Origin of the sequence: Vreelandella halophila (assembly GCF_019903425.1) — a bacterium.
Taxonomy (GTDB): Bacteria; Pseudomonadota; Gammaproteobacteria; order Pseudomonadales; family Oleiphilaceae; genus Halospina; species Halospina halophila.
In genome coordinates this window covers 837,967-853,892 of sequence record NZ_JACHUZ010000013.1, presented here as the reverse complement: position 1 = coordinate 853,892, position 15,926 = coordinate 837,967, and the positions used below count along the sequence as shown (strand labels likewise).

General features: G+C 59.1%; 15 protein-coding genes, 1 tRNA gene and 3 pseudogenes. 7 read left to right on the top strand and 12 right to left on the bottom strand.

Annotated elements, in window-relative coordinates; genetic code table 11:
* Positions 1-15 precede the first annotated feature (15 nt).
* The 4 genes from narI to moaA all read left to right on the top strand — a co-directional run bounded on the left by narI (position 16) and on the right by moaA (position 3,342).
* Complete coding sequence (narI, locus tag H4I92_RS08355; RefSeq protein WP_077530145.1) at positions 16-699, top strand: respiratory nitrate reductase subunit gamma; 684 nt, start codon at positions 16-18, stop codon at positions 697-699.
* A gap of 156 nt (positions 700-855) precedes the next feature.
* The gene (locus H4I92_RS08350; protein WP_077530144.1) at positions 856-1,668 is read left to right on the top strand and encodes a peptidylprolyl isomerase; all 813 of its coding nucleotides are present in this window, start codon (positions 856-858) and stop codon (positions 1,666-1,668) included.
* 218 nt (positions 1,669-1,886) lie between these two features.
* On the top strand, positions 1,887-2,333 hold the full coding sequence (locus tag H4I92_RS08345; protein ID WP_077530143.1) for a hypothetical protein: 447 nt from the start codon (positions 1,887-1,889) through the stop codon (positions 2,331-2,333).
* 10 nt (positions 2,334-2,343) lie between these two features.
* Positions 2,344-3,342, top strand: coding sequence for a GTP 3',8-cyclase MoaA (moaA, locus tag H4I92_RS08340; protein ID WP_077530142.1), 999 nt, complete (start codon positions 2,344-2,346; stop codon positions 3,340-3,342).
* A 63-nt stretch (positions 3,343-3,405) separates the two neighbouring features.
* Here moaA and H4I92_RS08335 read toward each other — a convergent pair whose 3' ends face one another.
* The 4 genes from H4I92_RS08335 to H4I92_RS08320 form a co-directional block, all read right to left on the bottom strand.
* Positions 3,406-3,867, bottom strand: a complete 462-nt coding sequence (locus H4I92_RS08335; RefSeq protein ID WP_077530141.1) for an Rrf2 family transcriptional regulator — start codon at positions 3,865-3,867, stop codon at positions 3,406-3,408.
* Positions 3,868-3,935: 68 nt separating this feature from the next.
* Positions 3,936-4,349, bottom strand: coding sequence for a c-type cytochrome (locus tag H4I92_RS08330; protein ID WP_077530140.1), 414 nt, complete (start codon positions 4,347-4,349; stop codon positions 3,936-3,938).
* Positions 4,350-4,415: 66 nt separating this feature from the next.
* Positions 4,416-4,907 (bottom strand): bacterioferritin, encoded by a 492-nt coding sequence (gene bfr, locus H4I92_RS08325; RefSeq protein ID WP_077530139.1) that lies wholly within the window; start codon positions 4,905-4,907, stop codon positions 4,416-4,418.
* 95 nt (positions 4,908-5,002) lie between these two features.
* Positions 5,003-5,209 carry a bacterioferritin-associated ferredoxin gene (locus H4I92_RS08320; RefSeq protein ID WP_077530138.1) on the bottom strand — a complete coding sequence of 69 codons (207 nt, stop codon included), beginning with the start codon at positions 5,207-5,209 and terminating at the stop codon, positions 5,003-5,005.
* 259 nt (positions 5,210-5,468) lie between these two features.
* Between H4I92_RS08320 and H4I92_RS08315 the strand changes: the two genes are divergently transcribed.
* Together H4I92_RS08315 and H4I92_RS08310 are read left to right on the top strand one after the other, a co-directional pair.
* Positions 5,469-5,545, top strand: a tRNA-Arg gene (locus H4I92_RS08315).
* Between the two features lie 169 nt (positions 5,546-5,714).
* Positions 5,715-6,002, top strand: a pseudogene (locus H4I92_RS08310) (IS66 family transposase zinc-finger binding domain-containing protein); the annotation flags it as partial.
* An 18-nt stretch (positions 6,003-6,020) separates the two neighbouring features.
* Here the strand turns inward: H4I92_RS08310 and H4I92_RS08305 are convergent.
* The 7 genes and pseudogenes from H4I92_RS08305 to H4I92_RS08280 form a co-directional block, all read right to left on the bottom strand.
* Positions 6,021-7,391, bottom strand: a complete 1,371-nt coding sequence (locus H4I92_RS08305; RefSeq protein WP_077531710.1) for an IS5 family transposase — start codon at positions 7,389-7,391, stop codon at positions 6,021-6,023.
* 114 nt (positions 7,392-7,505) lie between these two features.
* Positions 7,506-8,324 (bottom strand): annotated as a pseudogene (locus H4I92_RS08300) (RHS repeat domain-containing protein); the annotation flags it as partial.
* A pseudogene (locus H4I92_RS16875) lies at positions 8,315-8,543 on the bottom strand (hypothetical protein); the annotation flags it as partial. The pseudogenes H4I92_RS16875 and H4I92_RS08300, both read right to left, overlap by 10 nt.
* A 224-nt stretch (positions 8,544-8,767) precedes the next feature.
* Complete coding sequence (locus H4I92_RS08295; protein WP_077530135.1) at positions 8,768-9,226, bottom strand: hypothetical protein; 459 nt, start codon at positions 9,224-9,226, stop codon at positions 8,768-8,770.
* Between the two features lie 3 nt (positions 9,227-9,229).
* Positions 9,230-9,490: a hypothetical protein gene (locus tag H4I92_RS08290; protein WP_143512639.1), complete on the bottom strand. Its 261-nt coding sequence runs from the start codon at positions 9,488-9,490 to the stop codon at positions 9,230-9,232.
* A 53-nt stretch (positions 9,491-9,543) separates the two neighbouring features.
* Positions 9,544-9,765: a hypothetical protein gene (locus H4I92_RS08285; protein WP_077530134.1), complete on the bottom strand. Its 222-nt coding sequence runs from the start codon at positions 9,763-9,765 to the stop codon at positions 9,544-9,546.
* Positions 9,766-9,772: 7 nt separating this feature from the next.
* Positions 9,773-10,132: a hypothetical protein gene (locus H4I92_RS08280; RefSeq protein WP_143512638.1), complete on the bottom strand. Its 360-nt coding sequence runs from the start codon at positions 10,130-10,132 to the stop codon at positions 9,773-9,775.
* Positions 10,133-10,242: 110 nt separating this feature from the next.
* On the opposite strand from H4I92_RS08280, the gene H4I92_RS08275 reads away from it, so the two are divergent.
* Positions 10,243-11,193: an IS5 family transposase gene (locus H4I92_RS08275; RefSeq protein ID WP_077528626.1), complete on the top strand. Its 951-nt coding sequence runs from the start codon at positions 10,243-10,245 to the stop codon at positions 11,191-11,193.
* A 130-nt stretch (positions 11,194-11,323) separates the two neighbouring features.
* Here H4I92_RS08275 and H4I92_RS08270 read toward each other — a convergent pair whose 3' ends face one another.
* Positions 11,324-15,613, bottom strand: coding sequence for an RHS repeat domain-containing protein (locus tag H4I92_RS08270; protein WP_179105659.1), 4,290 nt, complete (start codon positions 15,611-15,613; stop codon positions 11,324-11,326).
* Between the last annotated feature and the right edge of the window lie 313 nt (positions 15,614-15,926).

Genomic DNA, 15,926 nt, shown 5'->3' with positions numbered 1-15,926 from the left:
CAGGGGAGAGACACCATGGAAACCTACATCAACCAACTGATCTTCGGCGTCGGCCCCTACCTGGCCGGCACCATCTTCCTGCTGGGCAGCTTCCTGCGCTACGAGCGCGGCCAGTACACCTGGCGGGCCATGTCCAGCCAGACACTGAGCAACCCGCCGGCGTTCCGCTGGGCGAGCATCGCCTTCCATGTGGGCATCCTCCTTCTGTTCTTCGGCCACCTGTTCGGCCTGCTCACGCCCACGGTGGTCTACACCTCACTGGGCATGACTCCCGGCGCCAAGCAGATCATGGCCATGGTCGCCGGCGGCCTGTTCGGCCTGCTGTGCTTCGCCGGCCTCAGCTACCTGGTGTACCGGCGGCTGTTCAACGCCCGTGTGCGTGCCAACAGCAGCCCCATGGACACCTTCATCATCTGTCTGATCTACCTGCAGCTGATCACCGGTCTGTGCACCCTGTTCGTCTCCATGGACCACCTGGACGGCGCCGTCATGCTCGAACTCGCCCACTGGGCCCAGGGCATCGTCACCTTCCAGGCCGGCGCATGGCAGTACATCGTGGACGTGCACTGGATCTACAAGACCCACATCTTCCTCGGGTTACTCATGTTCACCGCCTTCCCGTTCAGCCGGCTGGTGCACATCTGGAGCTGGCCGGTGGAATACGTGGCCCGGCGGTACCAGATCGTAAGGCCGCAGTAGAGCCCGACATCATAGGGCGGCCGATGCCGGGGATGCTCGGAGGGAAACTCGGTGACCATGGATGGTCACCGCGTAGCGCACAGGGATGTGCTCGTAGCGGTTCCCGGAGAGCATCCCCGGCAGCGGCCGACCTGCAGCAGACACAGAGGTAGCAGCATGCAAGCCATCCCCATCCAACAGGTCGCCGGCGGCGAAATCCTGATCAACGGTCGAACCATTACCGAAGAAGCGATCAACCAGGAGATTCAATACCACCCGGCCCCGTCCCTGGAAGAAGCCCGAAAAGAAGCCGCCAAGGCCCTGTCCATCCGCACGATGCTGATCACAGAGGCCGAACGCCAGGGCATCACCGGTGAAGACCGCCAGACCGCGGAAACCCAGGAAGAAGCCCAGATCCGCCAGCTCCTCGACCAGGAACTGGACAACCCGGAACCGGACGAAGCCGCCTGCCGCCAGTACTACGAAAGCAACCGCGAACGCTTCCGTTCACCCAGCCGGTACCACGTCTCCCACATCTTCCGTCCGGCCCCGGCCGACGACGCCGACGCCCGCGTCAGCGCCCGCGAACGCTGCCGCCGCATCATCCGCGTCTGCCAGGCCGACCCGGGGCGCTTCACACGGCTGGCGTTCAAGCACTCCAAATGCCCCTCCGCCGAAGCCGGCGGCGACATGGGCACCGTCGGCCCAGGCGACACCTCACACGACTTCGAAAAGGCCCTCGACCGCCTCCCCGAAGGCGAACTCTCCGCCCATCCACTGGAAACCCGCTACGGCTTCCACGTGGTCTGGCTGCACGAACGCCAGCGCGGCGAACAGCTGCCCTACGAGGCCGTGACAGAAAAGATCGCCACCTATCTTAAGGAATCCGTCTGGCGCCGCTCCGTCAGCCAGTACCTCCAGATCCTTGCCGGCCGCTCCAGAATCGAGGGCATTGACCTCAGCAGCGCTGACAACCCTCTGGTGCAATAAATGGTGAACATGTTGCGATTGGTGGAATCAGCGACTCCTTCGGGGTTTAGAGCATTGATGCAGGGGACCCCTTTCAGGGAGGCTCGATGACAGGATGTCATCGCGCCAGCGCCCATGGATGGGTTCACAGCGGTCCCTGAAAGGGGTCCCCTGTAGCAATGCCGGCAGCAACACTACAGTCTGGTGACAGACGCCAAACAACCGGAAGAGCCCAGATCATGACGGTAGAAACCTTCACCCCGGAACCAAGAATCACCACCTTCGACGACCTCGCCCGAATGTCCGAAATGGATGGCCCCGGCACCAAACTCCTGGTCGTCCTCATCCACGTCCAGCGCCTTCAGGAAAAAACCGCCAGCGGCGAACACGCCGAAATGGACGACCAGGGCACCCTCATGCCCCTCATGGTCCGCGACTTCCCCTTGACACCCCAGACCCGCCTCAAGGACATTGTCGAAGAAGCGGACCAGGTCAGCACCAACTGGGAATTCCTGATGACCGCCATCCTCCCCGGGCGCAACGGCGAGCCCGCAGCCGAGGACGAGACCGAACAACACCTCACGCGCATGGCCCAGACCCTCACCACCGGTGAAAACCTGGACCAGTTCGCCATCTTCACGCGCGACGGCGAACCGGTGCAGCTCCAGGTCATGAGCGAGCAGTAAGGAGAACACGATGTCCGAACCGCAAAAGGCACTGGTCGACCAGTTCGGGCGCACCATCACCTACGTGCGCATCTCCGTCACCGACCGCTGCGACTTCCGCTGTGTCTACTGCATGAGCGAGGACATGGAATTCCTGCCGCGCCAGCAGGTGCTCAGCCTGGAGGAGATCGCACGCATTGCCCGCATCTTCCGCGAGCTTGGTGTTGAGAAAATCCGCCTGACCGGGGGTGAACCCCTGGTGCGCAAGGGCATCGTGAAGCTGGTGGAAGACATTGGCGGTCTCGGCCTGAACGACCTGGCCATGACCACCAACGGCAGCCAGCTGCCGCACATGGCCCACGACCTCAGGGCCGCCGGCATGGATCGGCTCAACATCAGCCTGGATTCACTGGACGCGGAAAAGTTCCGCAGCATCACCCGCACCGGTGACCTCAACAAGGTGATCAGGGGCATTGATACCGCCGTAGAGGCCGGCTTCAAGGGCATCAAGCTCAACAGCGTCATCATGAAGAACAGCAACGACCATGAGGTACTGGATCTGGTCGAATTCGCACGGTCACGCGGCATTGATATCAGCTTCATCGAGGAAATGCCCCTGGGCGAGATCTCCGACCATACCCGGGACGAGACCTTCTGCTCCAGCGACGAGGTCCGGGAGATCATCGAACAGCGCTACGACCTTATCCCCAGCACGGCGGATACCGGCGGCCCCTCACGTTATTTCCAGATGCCGGACTCACCGAGCAAGGTCGGCTTCATCTCCCCGCACACCCACAACTTCTGTGGCGACTGCAACCGCGTACGCCTGACCGTCGAAGGCCGCCTGCTGCTGTGCCTCGGTAATGAGCATTCCAAGGATCTGAAGGGCCTTATGCGGCGTTACCCCGAAGACGATGAGCCCATCCGCGAGGCCATCATCAGCGCCATGGACCTGAAGCCGAAGGAGCACCACTTCACCACTGACGGTGATGTGCAGATCCTGCGGTTCATGAATATGACCGGGGGCTGACGCTGAGCCGGGTGACTCCAGAGCTTGCCCAATCGCGACCGGGGGTCGCTCCTACGGGGCAGGTCACCCGGCAGTAGCAGGCTCTTCATCGGGGATATTGAGAAGACGGATCAGCTGGGGAACATCCTTTCCGGGAACGATATCGGCCAGGGTATAGCGGTCAAGGGTCGCCAGGAAGGCATTCAGCGCCTCGCCCAGAACGCCCTTGAGGGAGCATACCGGTGAGATCACACAGGTGTTGTCCGGGCCGAAGCACTCCACCAGGTTCAGGTCCGGCTCCATCTCACGCACCAGCACACCAAGGTTGATCTCTGATGGGCTGAGACGGAGACGGATACCGCCCTTCTTGCCCCGGACACTGTCCAGGTAACCCTTGCGGGTCAGCTGATGGACCACTTTCATGAGATGGTTCTTGGAGATCCCATATCGGTCGGCGACCTCCTGAATCGTCGCCAACCGGTCACCCTGAAGTGACAGGTAGATCAGAACCCGGAGGGAATAGTCTGTATAGCCAGTAATTCGCATTGACCGCTCTCACTGTCTGAGACAACGCGCGCGGCACCCCGAGTCCCTCCCGGGTTGAGCAGCGTGGTTTACTCGCTCTCCGCGGTCATGTAGTCGACCGCATTCTGTATTTCCTCATCGGAACAGCCACTGCAGCCGCCCTTGGCAGGCATGGCGTTGAAACCATTGATCGCATGGTCATAGAGGGTTTCGTCGCCCTTGCTGATACGATCCGACCAGGCGCCACTATCACCGAGCTTGGGGGCGCCAGCAGCACCGGAGTCGTGACATGCGGAACAGGCGTCGGCATAGACCTCTTCACCACCGCGCGGTCCAGTGGACTGCTGCTGGCGCTGCTGGCCTTCTTCACCCGCAATATTCACATTGCCGGTGGGCTTGATGCGCTCCCTGATCTGGTCCTCGACGGCCGCCAGTGTGAGCGCGGAACCGCCCAGCGCCAAAACGAGAGCGAGACTTGCGAAAATTCGGGTCAGCTTGTTCATTACCACACCTCAGTCGTCAGAAGCGGACGTATTGTACCCGCTCCCGGCCGATGATACGAGCCTGCGTTATTCGCCGCCTTCCTCGGCAGTGCCACTGGACTGCAGCTGGCAGTAGTTCTCGAGACCCATGCGGTCGATCATGTCGAGCTGTGTCTCAAGGAAGTCCACATGCCCTTCCTCGTCCGCCAGCAGAGTCGCGAGCAGGTCGCGCGTGCCGTAGTCCTGGACGGATTCGGCGTGCTTGATTCCGGCCCGATAGATGGCGATACCGTCGTGCTCGGCCTTGAGGTCACACTCAAGGATTTCCTTGACGTTTTCGCCGATCAGCAGTTTGTTCAGATCCTGAAGGTTCGGCAGCCCGCCGAGAAACAGGATGCGCTCGATCAGCTGATCGGCGTGCTTCATCTCGTCGATCGATTCGTCGTATTCGATCTTGCCCAGCTTATCGATGCCCCAGTCCTTGAGCATGCGCGCGTGGAGAAAGTACTGGTTGATGGCGGTCAGCTCTGCGGCCAGCGCCTGATTCAGATACTGAATGACCTGTTTATCGCCCTTCATGGGAATGCTCTCCTGATCCGGTGTCTGTGTTTTAATTACGCAAAACTACCACACACGGATCAGGGGCGGCCAGTCAGTGACAGGGGGAAAAGCCGTCAGGCGGGGCGCGCCAGCGCATTGATCAGATCCAGATCCACGCTGTTATGGTGCTCATCCAGGATTTCCCGGGCCATGGTTCCACAGCGGCCACACTGGGTAGCCACACCGAGCTCGTTCCTGAGCTGACGCATGCTGGAGCAGCCATCCTCTACCGCCCGGCGGATTTCGTGATCAGTGATTTGATTACAGAGACACACGTACATGATAACTCCTGCATGGCAGCTAACGAGCACCTTAATGCTAATTATTCTTATTTCCTCAAAAGAATGCAAGCGTTTTGCGTAAAAAATGTTCTCATTGAAAATTGGCACAATAATCAGCGGTCTTTAATTGCCGAAATGTCAGCGGGGGATGGACGTGCAGGCCAACGGCCCTTATCATACCGCCCCTGTTTCGGTGGTGTTGCTCACAAGGCATCGGCCGCCGGACCGACACCGGAGCCATCCATTCCGGTGTCATTCTCCGCCCGTAGCTCAGCTGGATAGAGCGCTGCCCTCCGGAGGCAGAGGTCATAGGTTCGAATCCTATCGGGCGGGCCATTTTCCCCCGCATCCACGTCCTGTTTGGGACAGTTTTGGGACAACCAGCCTAGCTTCAGGGACGACCCAAGCGGTATGCGATAGCGACCTTTATCTCGCTGCTTACCAGCCACGCGGTCATTAGTCGTCCTTGCGAACCCCGCCTTTCAGTAAGCGGTCCACGAACCCCATCTTAGAAGCGGAGCAGCAGTGTCCCAATGATGGCGCCCAGCGCGTTCGCATCGGCGAGGAAGTCACCGAACAGCTGGATGTGATCCCCGCCCGCGTTCAGGTGATCCGACACATCCGCCCGAAATACGCCTGCCGCCAGTGCGAGGACGGTGTCGCCATCGCGCCGGCTCCGGCGCAGCCGCTGCCCAAATCCAATGCCAGCGCCAACCTGCTGGCCTACTGCCTGGTGGCCAAATACGTGGATGCGCTGCCGCTGTACCGCCAGCAGCAGGCGTTCAAACGTCGCCCTTGCGAAACCCGCCTTTCAGGCAGCTCCCGGTGTGAGCTGTTGCTGTGATCGGGCAACACCCACCCCGGATTGATGGATTGCGGCCAGCAGTGCCCGGAGCAATTGAAGCCCAAAAAGCTGCGCCAGCCGGCGCAGCACCTTCCTCAGGTTGAACCCGACCGCGCACAGCACCGCGTGGACCCGATCGCCTTCGCGCCCGCGCAGGTGGCAGCGATCCAGCAGGCCTTCGTGTTTCATGTGGCCGATGATCGGCTCAACGCTGTTGCGCCGGTGCTGGTAGCGGGCGTGGGCGGTGCCGTTGCCTTTCTTCTTGCCGGTGATGTGCACGTTGGTCAGCGGTGTGCTCTCGCTGCCGCGATAGCCCCGGTCGACCAGGGTGTTCACCGGCAGCTGGCCGCAGTGTTTATGCACCCGTTCCAGCCCCTGGTGCAGCGTGTGGCCATCGTAGGCATTGCCGCGCAGGGCCTGGCAGTCGAGCACAAAGCCCTCCCTGGCGGTGGTGATCACACTGACCTTGCTGCCGAACTCATAGGGGGTGCGGGCCTTGCCCTTGGCGATGCAGGCCACCTCCGGCTCGTGCAGGCTGTAGAGCTTGGGCCGGTGTTGAGGCTCGGCGTACTGGCGCCACAGGTACAGTGCCTGGTAAAGCGCCTCATCCAGTCCCTGGCTGCGCTGGCCATGAGGTTGCTGGCGGCGAACGTCATTGCACACACGGCCCAGATAACCATGGAGCTTGCGAAGCCGTTTGTGCATGCGCCGGAACTGGCGGGCGTGGGCGTAGCGCCCGATCTGGATGACCAGCCCATCGAGCGAGCGCTCGTAGGTCTGGCGGAACTTCACACCGTCCGCTTTGGCCCGGCTCACCAGGCGCCGGTGCGCGCGCACCATCAGCCGCGCTTCGCTGGGGTGCTCGATGGCCTTGGGCATCACGGTTGTATCGGCCACCGCCACTCGGAAACTCTCGGGAGCAACCGTGCCCGTGCCTTCACCCAACTCCACCGTCATCTTCAAAAGCGCTCGCGCGCCATCTTCGCCAATACGACGACGGAACCGGCCCATGGTGGACTCGTCCATCGGCGGCTCATGCTTGAACACCGACTCGCCGCAGAAATACTGCCAGTACGGGTTCTCCACCCACTGATCGAGCAGCTCGTGGTCGGACAGCCCCTGCATGTGCTTGAGCATCTGCAGCCCAACGTGAAGCCGGATGGGATGGCCTGGGCGACCGTTATCCGGACACCAATAGGGACCGAACTGTTCTTCGCACTGTTGCCAGTCGATGCGTTCGGCCATGCGCACCAGTGGATGACGCAGGTTGATCATGTCTTCGAGATAGAGCTCAAAGAGCCCTTTCTGGGGCTGCTGGCGGTCGTCGGTGGGAATCATGGCGATGAAAACTACACGGTTTTGGGTCTGTGGGTGCATTTCCGGGGAGAAATTATACCGGAAAACGCGCCCAGGGTCCTGTTTTTCCTATCAAATTGGGTTTTGCAGGGGCGACTAATTACCTCTGCCTAACGAAATAACCGTATTGGCGGCATCAGGTGCTATGCCGGCCCCTGGCACTAACCCTGCAGCGCTCAACATATCCTGGGTACGATCAAGCCCCGGTGTTGCCTGCGATGCGAGACGACGCGCTTGCGCCTTCGCGAATCCAGCGGCCAGATCCTCGAAGCCAGGCTTGCTACCGGCCACCCCGTCTACAATATGATCAGCGGCCTTCGCTAGATTCATGGCCGCACCACCGGTGGACAGCACTTGAAGAGCGGCGGGAAACAGGATCTCGCCTTCCGGGGCGACGTAGCTCGTCGGGTTGTGATTGGTGTAGGCGTAGGCGTGGTAGCCGCCAGCCAGGCCCAGCGGGTCCGGGCGCAGGTAGGTGCCCGTGGCTGGGTCGTAGTAGCGTTGCTGGTTGTAGTGCAGGCCGGTTTCGGGGTCGTGGTACTGGCCTGGCAGCCGGACCGGGAAGGTCACCTCGGACTGGACTACCTCTGTTTCGCCAAAGGGCGTGCGCCGGGCGGACCAGGCTACGTCGCCGGCCTCGTCGGTGAGCATAACCGGGGCACCGAGGTGGTCCAGGTGCACAAAGTACAGCTCGTCGTTGGCATCCACCATGGCGAACAGCTCGCCCTGGGGCGTGTACAGGTACTGGCGGACGACGGTGCCGTCGGCGCGGCGTTCCTGCAGCAGCCGTCCGTCGTCGTTGTGATAGAAATACAGGGTGCCGTCGGCGGTTTCCTTGCTGATGCGCTTGCCCTTGGCATCGTAACGGTAGCTGGCCACCCATTGGCCTGCCTTGTAGACCTCCGTCAGCCGCCCGGCGGCGTTGTACTGGTATTCCCATTCATCGGTGCGGACGCGGTTGCCGTCGGCGGGGTGCTCTTGAGCATGCCGGCACGGCGTTTCTTCTTAAGCCGGTAGCTCTCACCTTTGGTGTTGACCTGCTCACTGAAGATCTTGCCCCGAGTCGGCGAAGGACTTGTTGGAGGCCAGGATCATCGAGGCCTTCTTGTAACGGCGGTTGATCAACCGGAAGAATCAGCGGGGCGATCAGACCGGCTGCTGCCCTGGCGTCAGGAGGGGCGATTGCCGCGTCGTTCGTGGATCGATTGCGCTCGGTCAACATGCCGGCACTTCCTCATGCCCGGCAGAAGTATTAATTTTTAAAGAGCTGTCCAAATCAGGTTGACATGTCCGGCCTTCGCGATAGGCCGTCAGCCATTCGTAAATGTGCGGCCGGCTACACCAAAGTGCTGTGGTTATTATCTGAACTCAGGTTCAGAGGAATCTACCATCATTAAAGATTCCTCGTAATCCTCCAAGTCATCCGCCAGCCAACGCTCGCCAGACCGCTGCACGTGAAATTTAACTTTGAAAGTTAACTCGTCCATCAATAATATCGCAATCAACTTCCGATTCCCATTAGATTCGTTCCAGTGATTAAACACACTACGTACAAAACGTATCCCCTGCTCTAAGTAGAAGCTTTCAATATAATCATCTATGTTTACTGAATTAATAAAGCATTCATAGCCTGTTTTGTCAGGAAAGTCGTTGATTTTTGCGTTTGTATCAATTTCTGCGCATTTTCTTATAAGGAAGCAACCATTCTTGCTGCTAAAGCCAGACTCGGCAATCTCTCTGAGACCACGATCTAATTCAATACTGTGTTTTGATAAGTTGCTGTAAGCTTTTATCATTTTTGAGTTCATCGTGATCATATTTTACTCTCCAAGGTATTTGGTTATTGCTTTATCAATCGCGGCCTTAAATTTTTTGTCTTTCAGCATTTTATTTACAGATTTAGGTGCATCTGGGAAAGAGTTCGTTTTTGGATCATAGAGGTACTTGTTGTTATTGTTGTCCTGATAATGAACTTGTCCAGGTCTTTGTCCTGGATTAGGGTTCTCTACATCGATTCTTTCTTTGCCTCTACCTTTCCACAAAGTTTTACTAGCTGTTTTAGTGCCGTTAGCACCCAGCATTGTACCTTTTGTAACATTGAAATTTGGTGCTTAGCCAAAATTTTTTAGGACGCTTACTCCTTCCAATCAATCACCCACTGTGATTCTTCGAAATATCCCTTGAGCGAATCCATGTTTTCTACCCAGTCATCATAACCATCTTCAAATGATTCTTTTTCAGAGGTGACCACCAAATAGCCACCCGTATTCTCAGGATCATCTAGCACTTTCACGAATGAACCGGCATCATCCCCCTCTAGTATTTTCCCTACAGTATTTAGCTTAATCGTATCCATAGGTTTATCAGTCCACAAAAGGTATATGATTATTTACAGTAGGCTTATTGGAGCCTGGCTTATAAGTTTCAAGATGCACGTGCGGTTTGTTTGGTGCATGACTACCAGATAGAGAGCCGTTATCCATCCTAAACTGACGTGTACCATCAGCACTTCTAAATACCCCACTACCTGGCTTTCCAATTTCCTTGTAATTGTCACCAAGGAATTTTTGGCCAGCGTTCAATGCATCATCGGCGGTCAACGTGTGCTGGCTAGTAATGTTCTTCTTGTTAGCAGTTAACGTCTCTTTGATAACGTCATCTGCTTTGTTTGTAACAAGTTTCCCACCTGTAGCCACTTGTCCAAACGCAGGGATCATAGCCATTGCATTGACGCTGGCATCCCCGTAATTCCCTCTGCCTAAGGAACCTCTGAAAAAGCCCCCGGATTTGCGACAATAGCGCCAGAGCCACCAATCGGGAAGGTCTTCACGCCATGAGCCAGATCAGCTTTGCCGAAGCCGAATACCAGAACAAAAAGCGCAAGACCCGCCGCGAGAAGTTCCTGGAGCGCATGGATCAGCTGATCCCCTGGAAGAAGCTGGAGAACAAGGTTGCCCGCTACTATCCCAAGGGCGAGAACGGCCGCCGGCCGTATCCATTGCAGGTGATGCTTCGCATCCACTGCATGCAGCTGTTCTACAACCTTTCCGATCCAGCGATGGAAGACGAACTCTACGAGATCGAGTCCATGCGCCGCTTTGCCGGCCTGACCCTGGCCGATTCGATTCCGGACGAAACCACCATTCTCAACTTCCGCCATTTTCTGGAGCAGCACAACCTGGGCAAGGCGATGTTCAAGGAAGTGAACAAGCACCTGGAGCGCCAGGGCCTGATGCTGCGCGAAGGCAGCATCGTGGATGCCAGCATCATCTCCGCGCCCAGCTCGACCAAGAACAAAAGCGGCGAGAGGGATCCGGAAATGCACCAGACCCGCAAGGGCAACCAGTGGTATTTCGGAATGAAGATGCACACTGGTGTGGATGACGGTTTTGGGATGATCCATTCGCTGGAAGTGACTGCTGCCAATGAGCACGATCTCAATGCGGCTGGCGCGTTGCTCCACGGCGATGAAACACGGGTTTTTGGCGATTCCGGTTACCGGGGCATTGAGAAGCGCAAAGAGCACCGGCACCGGAACGTCGACTGGTTCATCGCCCGGCGCCCTGGTGTTACCCGACAGCTGGCGGAAGGCAGCAACCTTGCCAGGGCGGAAAAGATCAAGGCCAGTGTTCGGGCGAAGGTCGAGCATCCGTTTCGTACCATCAAGCGTCAGTTTGGTTACGCTAAGGTCCGCTACCGCGGCCTGGCGAAGAACGCCAATCGGCTTTACCTGTTGGCAGCGTTCAGCAACATGCTTGTCGGTGAACGATACCTCCCCGCGTAGGGGAAGTGTGTCCGGTGGCCGCCAAAAAGGCGTTAACCGGACAAAAGATGAACAAATAGACCGGGCATTTATCGCCGAAATCGGTTCATCTCCGGATCGAAATCGGGAATTGGCGTTCAAAACTGGTTATTCAGAGGTTCCCTAACGAAATAACCGTATTGGCGGCATCAGGTGCTATGCCGGCCCCTGGCACTAACCCTGCAGCGCTCAACATATCCTGGGTACGATCAAGCCCCGGTGTTGCCTGCGATGCGAGACGACGCGCTTGCGCCTTCGCGAATCCAGCGGCCAGATCCTCGAAGCCAGGCTTGCTACCGGCCACCCCGTCTACAATATGATCAGCGGCCTTCGCTAGATTCATGGCCGCACCACCGGTGGACAGCACTTGAAGAGCGGCGGGAAACAGGATCTCGCCTTCCGGGTCGACGTAGCTCGTCGGGTTGTGATTGGTGTAGGCGTAGGCGTGGTAGCCGCCAGCCAGGCCCAGCGGGTCCGGGCGCAGGTAGGTGCCCGTGGCTGGGTCGTAGTAGCGTTGCTGGTTGTAGTGCAGGCCGGTTTCGGGGTCGTGGTACTGGCCTGGCAGCCGGACCGGGAAGGTCACCTCGGACTGGATTACCTCTGTTTCGCCAAAGGGCGTGCGCCGGGCGGACCAGGCTACGTCGCCGGCCTCGTCGGTGAGCATAACCGGGGCACCGAGGTGGTCCAGGTGCACAAAGTACAGCTCGTCGTTGGCATCCACCATGGCGAACAGCTCGCCCTGGGGCGTGTACAGGTACTGGCGGACGACGGTGCCGTCGGCGCGGCGTTCCTGCAGCAGCCGTCCGTCGTCGTTGTGATAGAAATACAGGGTGCCGTCGGCGGTTTCCTTGCTGATGCGCTTGCCCTTGGCATCGTAACGGTAGCTGGCCACCCATTGGCCTGCCTTGTAGACCTCCGTCAGCCGCCCGGCCGCGTTGTACTGGTATTCCCATTCATCGGCACGGACGCGGTTGCCGTCGGCATCATAGTCGTAGTGGGCCAGCGGCTGTCCCGACTGGTCGAGGCGCTGGCGTAACCGGTCATTGTCCTCGCCGTAGTCGTAGTCGACCGACTCGCCGGCGTCGGTGCGGCTGGCGCGCCGGCCCTGCTGATCGTACTCGTACGCCATGACCTTGCGGGGGGTGTCGGCCCGGGTCAGCCGGTTAAGGTTGTCGTAGTCGAAGTCCCAGGTGCCATCCAGGGCGTCGATGGCGCTGTGGGAGCGCACACCGGCCAGGTTGCCGGCCCCGTCGTACTCGTAGACCTGTTCCAGCACGTCGCTGGCGTCCACATTCAGCTCGGTCAGACGGCCGCGCCCGTCGAACGCCCGGTCGACGCTCAGTCCATTGCTCAGGTTGGCCCCTGTGTAGGTCGGCAGTCTGCGGTCGGGCTCCAGATCCGCCAGCTTCTGGCCGTTCCAGTGGATGGCCGTCACCTCGCCCGAGCAGCGGTCGCGCTCATAGGTTAGCTTGTCACCACCAGGATATTCGGTCGTCACCCGTTCGCCGTGGTCGTTGTGGTGGTATTGGACGGTCCCGCTGAGATGCTGGCCACCTTCCTCAAAGGCGACCTTCTGGTGCGTGAGGGTGCCACTGGCGTCATAGCTGAAGTCATAGCGCGCGGCGTTGCTGGCCAGCCCCGTCAGGCGGCCGACGCCGTAGTTTCGTTCGCCATTTGGCCGCTTTGTTTCATCATACTGGTACGTGACGCTGACCGGCGTCCGCTCATTCTTCTGGTCGGTATGGGTGATGGCGGTGAGCCGGTCGCCGGCATCGTAGTCGTAGACGGAGCGCGAGCGCTCGGTGGTGCGTTCGTTCAATAGCCCGGAGGCGCTTGCGTAGTCGTATTCACGGGTGCCCCAGTTGCTGTTTTGCTGGCTCCGGAGCTGGCCCAGTTCGGTGTAGGACAGGGTCGTCTGGCGGGTCCCGGGCGAGCTCACGCCTTCAATCCGGCCGAGTTCGCCGGGCGCGAACACTGCGGCCGGGCCCTCGTTGGTGGTGCTGCCCACCATCACGCCCTGCTCATCGTAGCTATAGGCGGTGTGGTTGTCCCCGTGCGTTTCACGCGTGATCCGACCACGGTCATCGAAGACCGCCTCGTAAGCGTACTCCCCGAACTGCCCCGAGACCCCGGTCTGGTAGCCTTCCGCGTCGTAGCGATAACGGATGGCGGTTTCGGTTGTGCTACCGGTATCGCTGATACGGGCAAGGCGGCCGTTGGGGTTGTAGTCGAAACGGGTGCCCTGGCCGCATTCGTTTTCGACCCTGGAGAGCCGGTTGCGTGTATCGTAATGCAACTTGAGCGAGCGCCCCCGGAGCGAAGCCTCGGTCGGTTGGCCCAGCTGGTTGTACTGAAAGTCGAGTAGTGGCTCGCCATTGTGGGTCGAGCTGGTCAGCCGTCCCATCTTGTCGTAGTCGAGCGCTGTCTCGACGCCATTGGGGTCAACGACGGTTTGTGGCTGGCCGAGATGATTGTGATCGCGAAACTGGTAGTCATGGCCGAGGCTGTTTTGAATTTGGCTGATATAGCCTTCGGCGGTGTAATCGACGGAAATCCGGTTGTTGTGCGGGGTCTCCAGCTCGGTTACCCGGCCGTCGGCGCGGGTCATGCTGATCTTGCGGGACTCGCTGGCGCCGGATGAGGTCGCGCCGTCAACGCGGTTGTTTTTGTTGTGGCTGAGGCTGGTGGGCAGCACTTGGCCTCCCGAGATGTGCTGCAGCTGTCGGCGGCCGTAGTCCCAGTCAAATTCGTAGTCGTCGGCACCGTCATTGTCGATCCGGTCCAGCAGTGCGTGGGTGCCATAGCTGGCACTGTAGCTCCGGGAGCCACCGCGCTGCTCGCTTTGAAGCACGCCGTCGGCGGTATAGGTGTAGGTTTCATGGAAGTCGCAGTCCGTGCACTGGGCGCTGGTTACCCGCGTGGTTTCAATATCGCCATGGAAGTTGCTGTTGGTCGTGGCCACGCGCGAGCTCGTGAGCGTCACATCGGGGCCGGTCGATGCGTCAACCCGGGTGGTCGAACGGCCGCTATAGGAGATCTGGTAGGTTTCGCCGGAAGCGTACTCAAGCGACGTTGCGCGGCCCTGGGTGTCATAGTCGATACTGAGAAGATTCTGGCCGGCCAGGGAAATGTCATTGAGCAAGAACAACCCGTGGGTGGGCGAGCTGGTTTCAATCGGGGTCTGGTTGATGGCAATCCGGGAGCCGTCAGGGCGCCGGATACCGGTCAGCATCTTTTTCAGGGGACGGCCAATATCCGTGTACTCGAAATCAAACGCGTAGTCGGGGTCGTTGAGTGAGTGGATCTGTTTGATCTGACCAGTAAAACTTTCTTTCACAACCACGCCCGCGGATGAGCGGTTGTCTGTGATGGTGGTCGCCAGGCTGTTGTCGACCATCCCTTTTTCCAGGGTGATGACGCCCCCGTCCGGATACTCGATCCGGGACAGCTCCGACTGCTTGTAAACCTCTCTGTAACCGTCCTCGCGCACTACCTCGTAAGTCGAATCGTTGATTTTGTGGATACGGCTCGTAACACCCGGGTGGGAGACGCACTGCCAGCCATTGGCCCCCTTTTCGAAAACCAGTATGTTCTCGCTGGGCAGATACACATAAATGCGTCTGGGATCCATTTCTTCCGTAAAATCGGCGGGAACAAGGCGTTTGTCGTAGGAGTGGTGCCACGCTTTTTGCCAGTAACTCCCTCCGGCGCTCTCTTCCTTCGAGGCCTTCGCTCTGCTGAGCTGGTCCAGGCTTCTTCCCAGGCCCTTACTAACCGTCATCCATGAGGAGTAATGCATGGAAATAGGCAGCAAGCCGGGAAACTCGTCGGAGAAGAGGGGCACGGCAGTATCCACCGTCCCCAAGCCGGGCTCGACGGGGGAGTGACGGTATTGGGCTTCGCCGGTGGCTCCGGACTCACAGAGGGGATCCGAGCATTGGGAGGTCTGAAGCTCGGGGATGTACTCCAGTGACACCCCCCAACTCTCTGTGTTCCACGGCACAAGCTTCGCCTCCTCGATTTCCTCGCCCTCAATGGTGCCGGAATAGTAGACCCGGGCGTTGGGGTGCATGGCGATGGAAAAACGCCCTGTGTAAGGATTATCTGAGTTGAAATAGGCGCTTTGCACTCCCGTTGTGCACACGTATTCCTTTTCTTTGTGTTCGTCCAGTGTGCCCGCGGCCTCCATCATCCCGACGTTGGTTTCCACCAGTGCCATATTAAGGTCATATGCCTGGCCTTTTGGCTCAAAAGAGGATTTTGCCTGGGCGTCGCACTTGCCGGCCGCTCGATCAAAACTCTCGATCGGCGCATCGAACACATCGGAGGGATGCGCTACGCAGCGCCAGCGCCGTTCATCGAACATGTCATAAGAGTGGTCGGGCTCTTCCCCTGGCGTCATGACCGGGTCATATCCGGCCGGCGTATAACTGTTATCACAGAACGGGACGGCGGCAGACACCCAACCGGCATAAGCCGTCAGAATGGACGCGATCATGACAAGAATGAGGTATTTGACCCGGCCAAGCCGACGGTTTCCAGCGTAATTCATCAAGACAATCCCCCTGATCGGGTTAAAAATCCGTTTATAAAGGTCAGATGCAGTACGGCCACGTGAATGGCGAGCGTTCAACGGTGAGAGACTAAGTGGCTTGTGCGCGAGCGAGCGGCGGGAGGGGCGGGCTCGTGACGTTCCCTGTTTCTCCCTAGGGCCC

Bases quoted from the DNA above. Each gene is read 5' to 3' on its own strand.
- narI (WP_077530145.1), top strand. From the start codon at position 16: ATGGAAACCTACATCAACCAACTGATCTTCGGCGTCGGCCCCTACCTG.
- H4I92_RS08350 (WP_077530144.1), top strand. From the start codon at position 856: ATGCAAGCCATCCCCATCCAACAGGTCGCCGGCGGCGAAATCCTGATC.
- H4I92_RS08345 (WP_077530143.1), top strand. From the start codon at position 1,887: ATGACGGTAGAAACCTTCACCCCGGAACCAAGAATCACCACCTTCGAC.
- moaA (WP_077530142.1), top strand. From the start codon at position 2,344: ATGTCCGAACCGCAAAAGGCACTGGTCGACCAGTTCGGGCGCACCATC.
- H4I92_RS08335 (WP_077530141.1), bottom strand. From the start codon at position 3,867: ATGCGAATTACTGGCTATACAGACTATTCCCTCCGGGTTCTGATCTAC.
- H4I92_RS08330 (WP_077530140.1), bottom strand. From the start codon at position 4,349: ATGAACAAGCTGACCCGAATTTTCGCAAGTCTCGCTCTCGTTTTGGCG.
- bfr (WP_077530139.1), bottom strand. From the start codon at position 4,907: ATGAAGGGCGATAAACAGGTCATTCAGTATCTGAATCAGGCGCTGGCC.
- H4I92_RS08320 (WP_077530138.1), bottom strand. From the start codon at position 5,209: ATGTACGTGTGTCTCTGTAATCAAATCACTGATCACGAAATCCGCCGG.
- H4I92_RS08305 (WP_077531710.1), bottom strand. From the start codon at position 7,391: ATGATTCCCACCGACGACCGCCAGCAGCCCCAGAAAGGGCTCTTTGAG.
- H4I92_RS08295 (WP_077530135.1), bottom strand. From the start codon at position 9,226: ATGATCACGATGAACTCAAAAATGATAAAAGCTTACAGCAACTTATCA.
- H4I92_RS08290 (WP_143512639.1), bottom strand. From the start codon at position 9,490: ATGCTGGGTGCTAACGGCACTAAAACAGCTAGTAAAACTTTGTGGAAA.
- H4I92_RS08285 (WP_077530134.1), bottom strand. From the start codon at position 9,765: ATGGATACGATTAAGCTAAATACTGTAGGGAAAATACTAGAGGGGGAT.
- H4I92_RS08280 (WP_143512638.1), bottom strand. From the start codon at position 10,132: ATGGCTATGATCCCTGCGTTTGGACAAGTGGCTACAGGTGGGAAACTT.
- H4I92_RS08275 (WP_077528626.1), top strand. From the start codon at position 10,243: ATGAGCCAGATCAGCTTTGCCGAAGCCGAATACCAGAACAAAAAGCGC.
- H4I92_RS08270 (WP_179105659.1), bottom strand. From the start codon at position 15,613: ATGACGCCAGGGGAAGAGCCCGACCACTCTTATGACATGTTCGATGAA.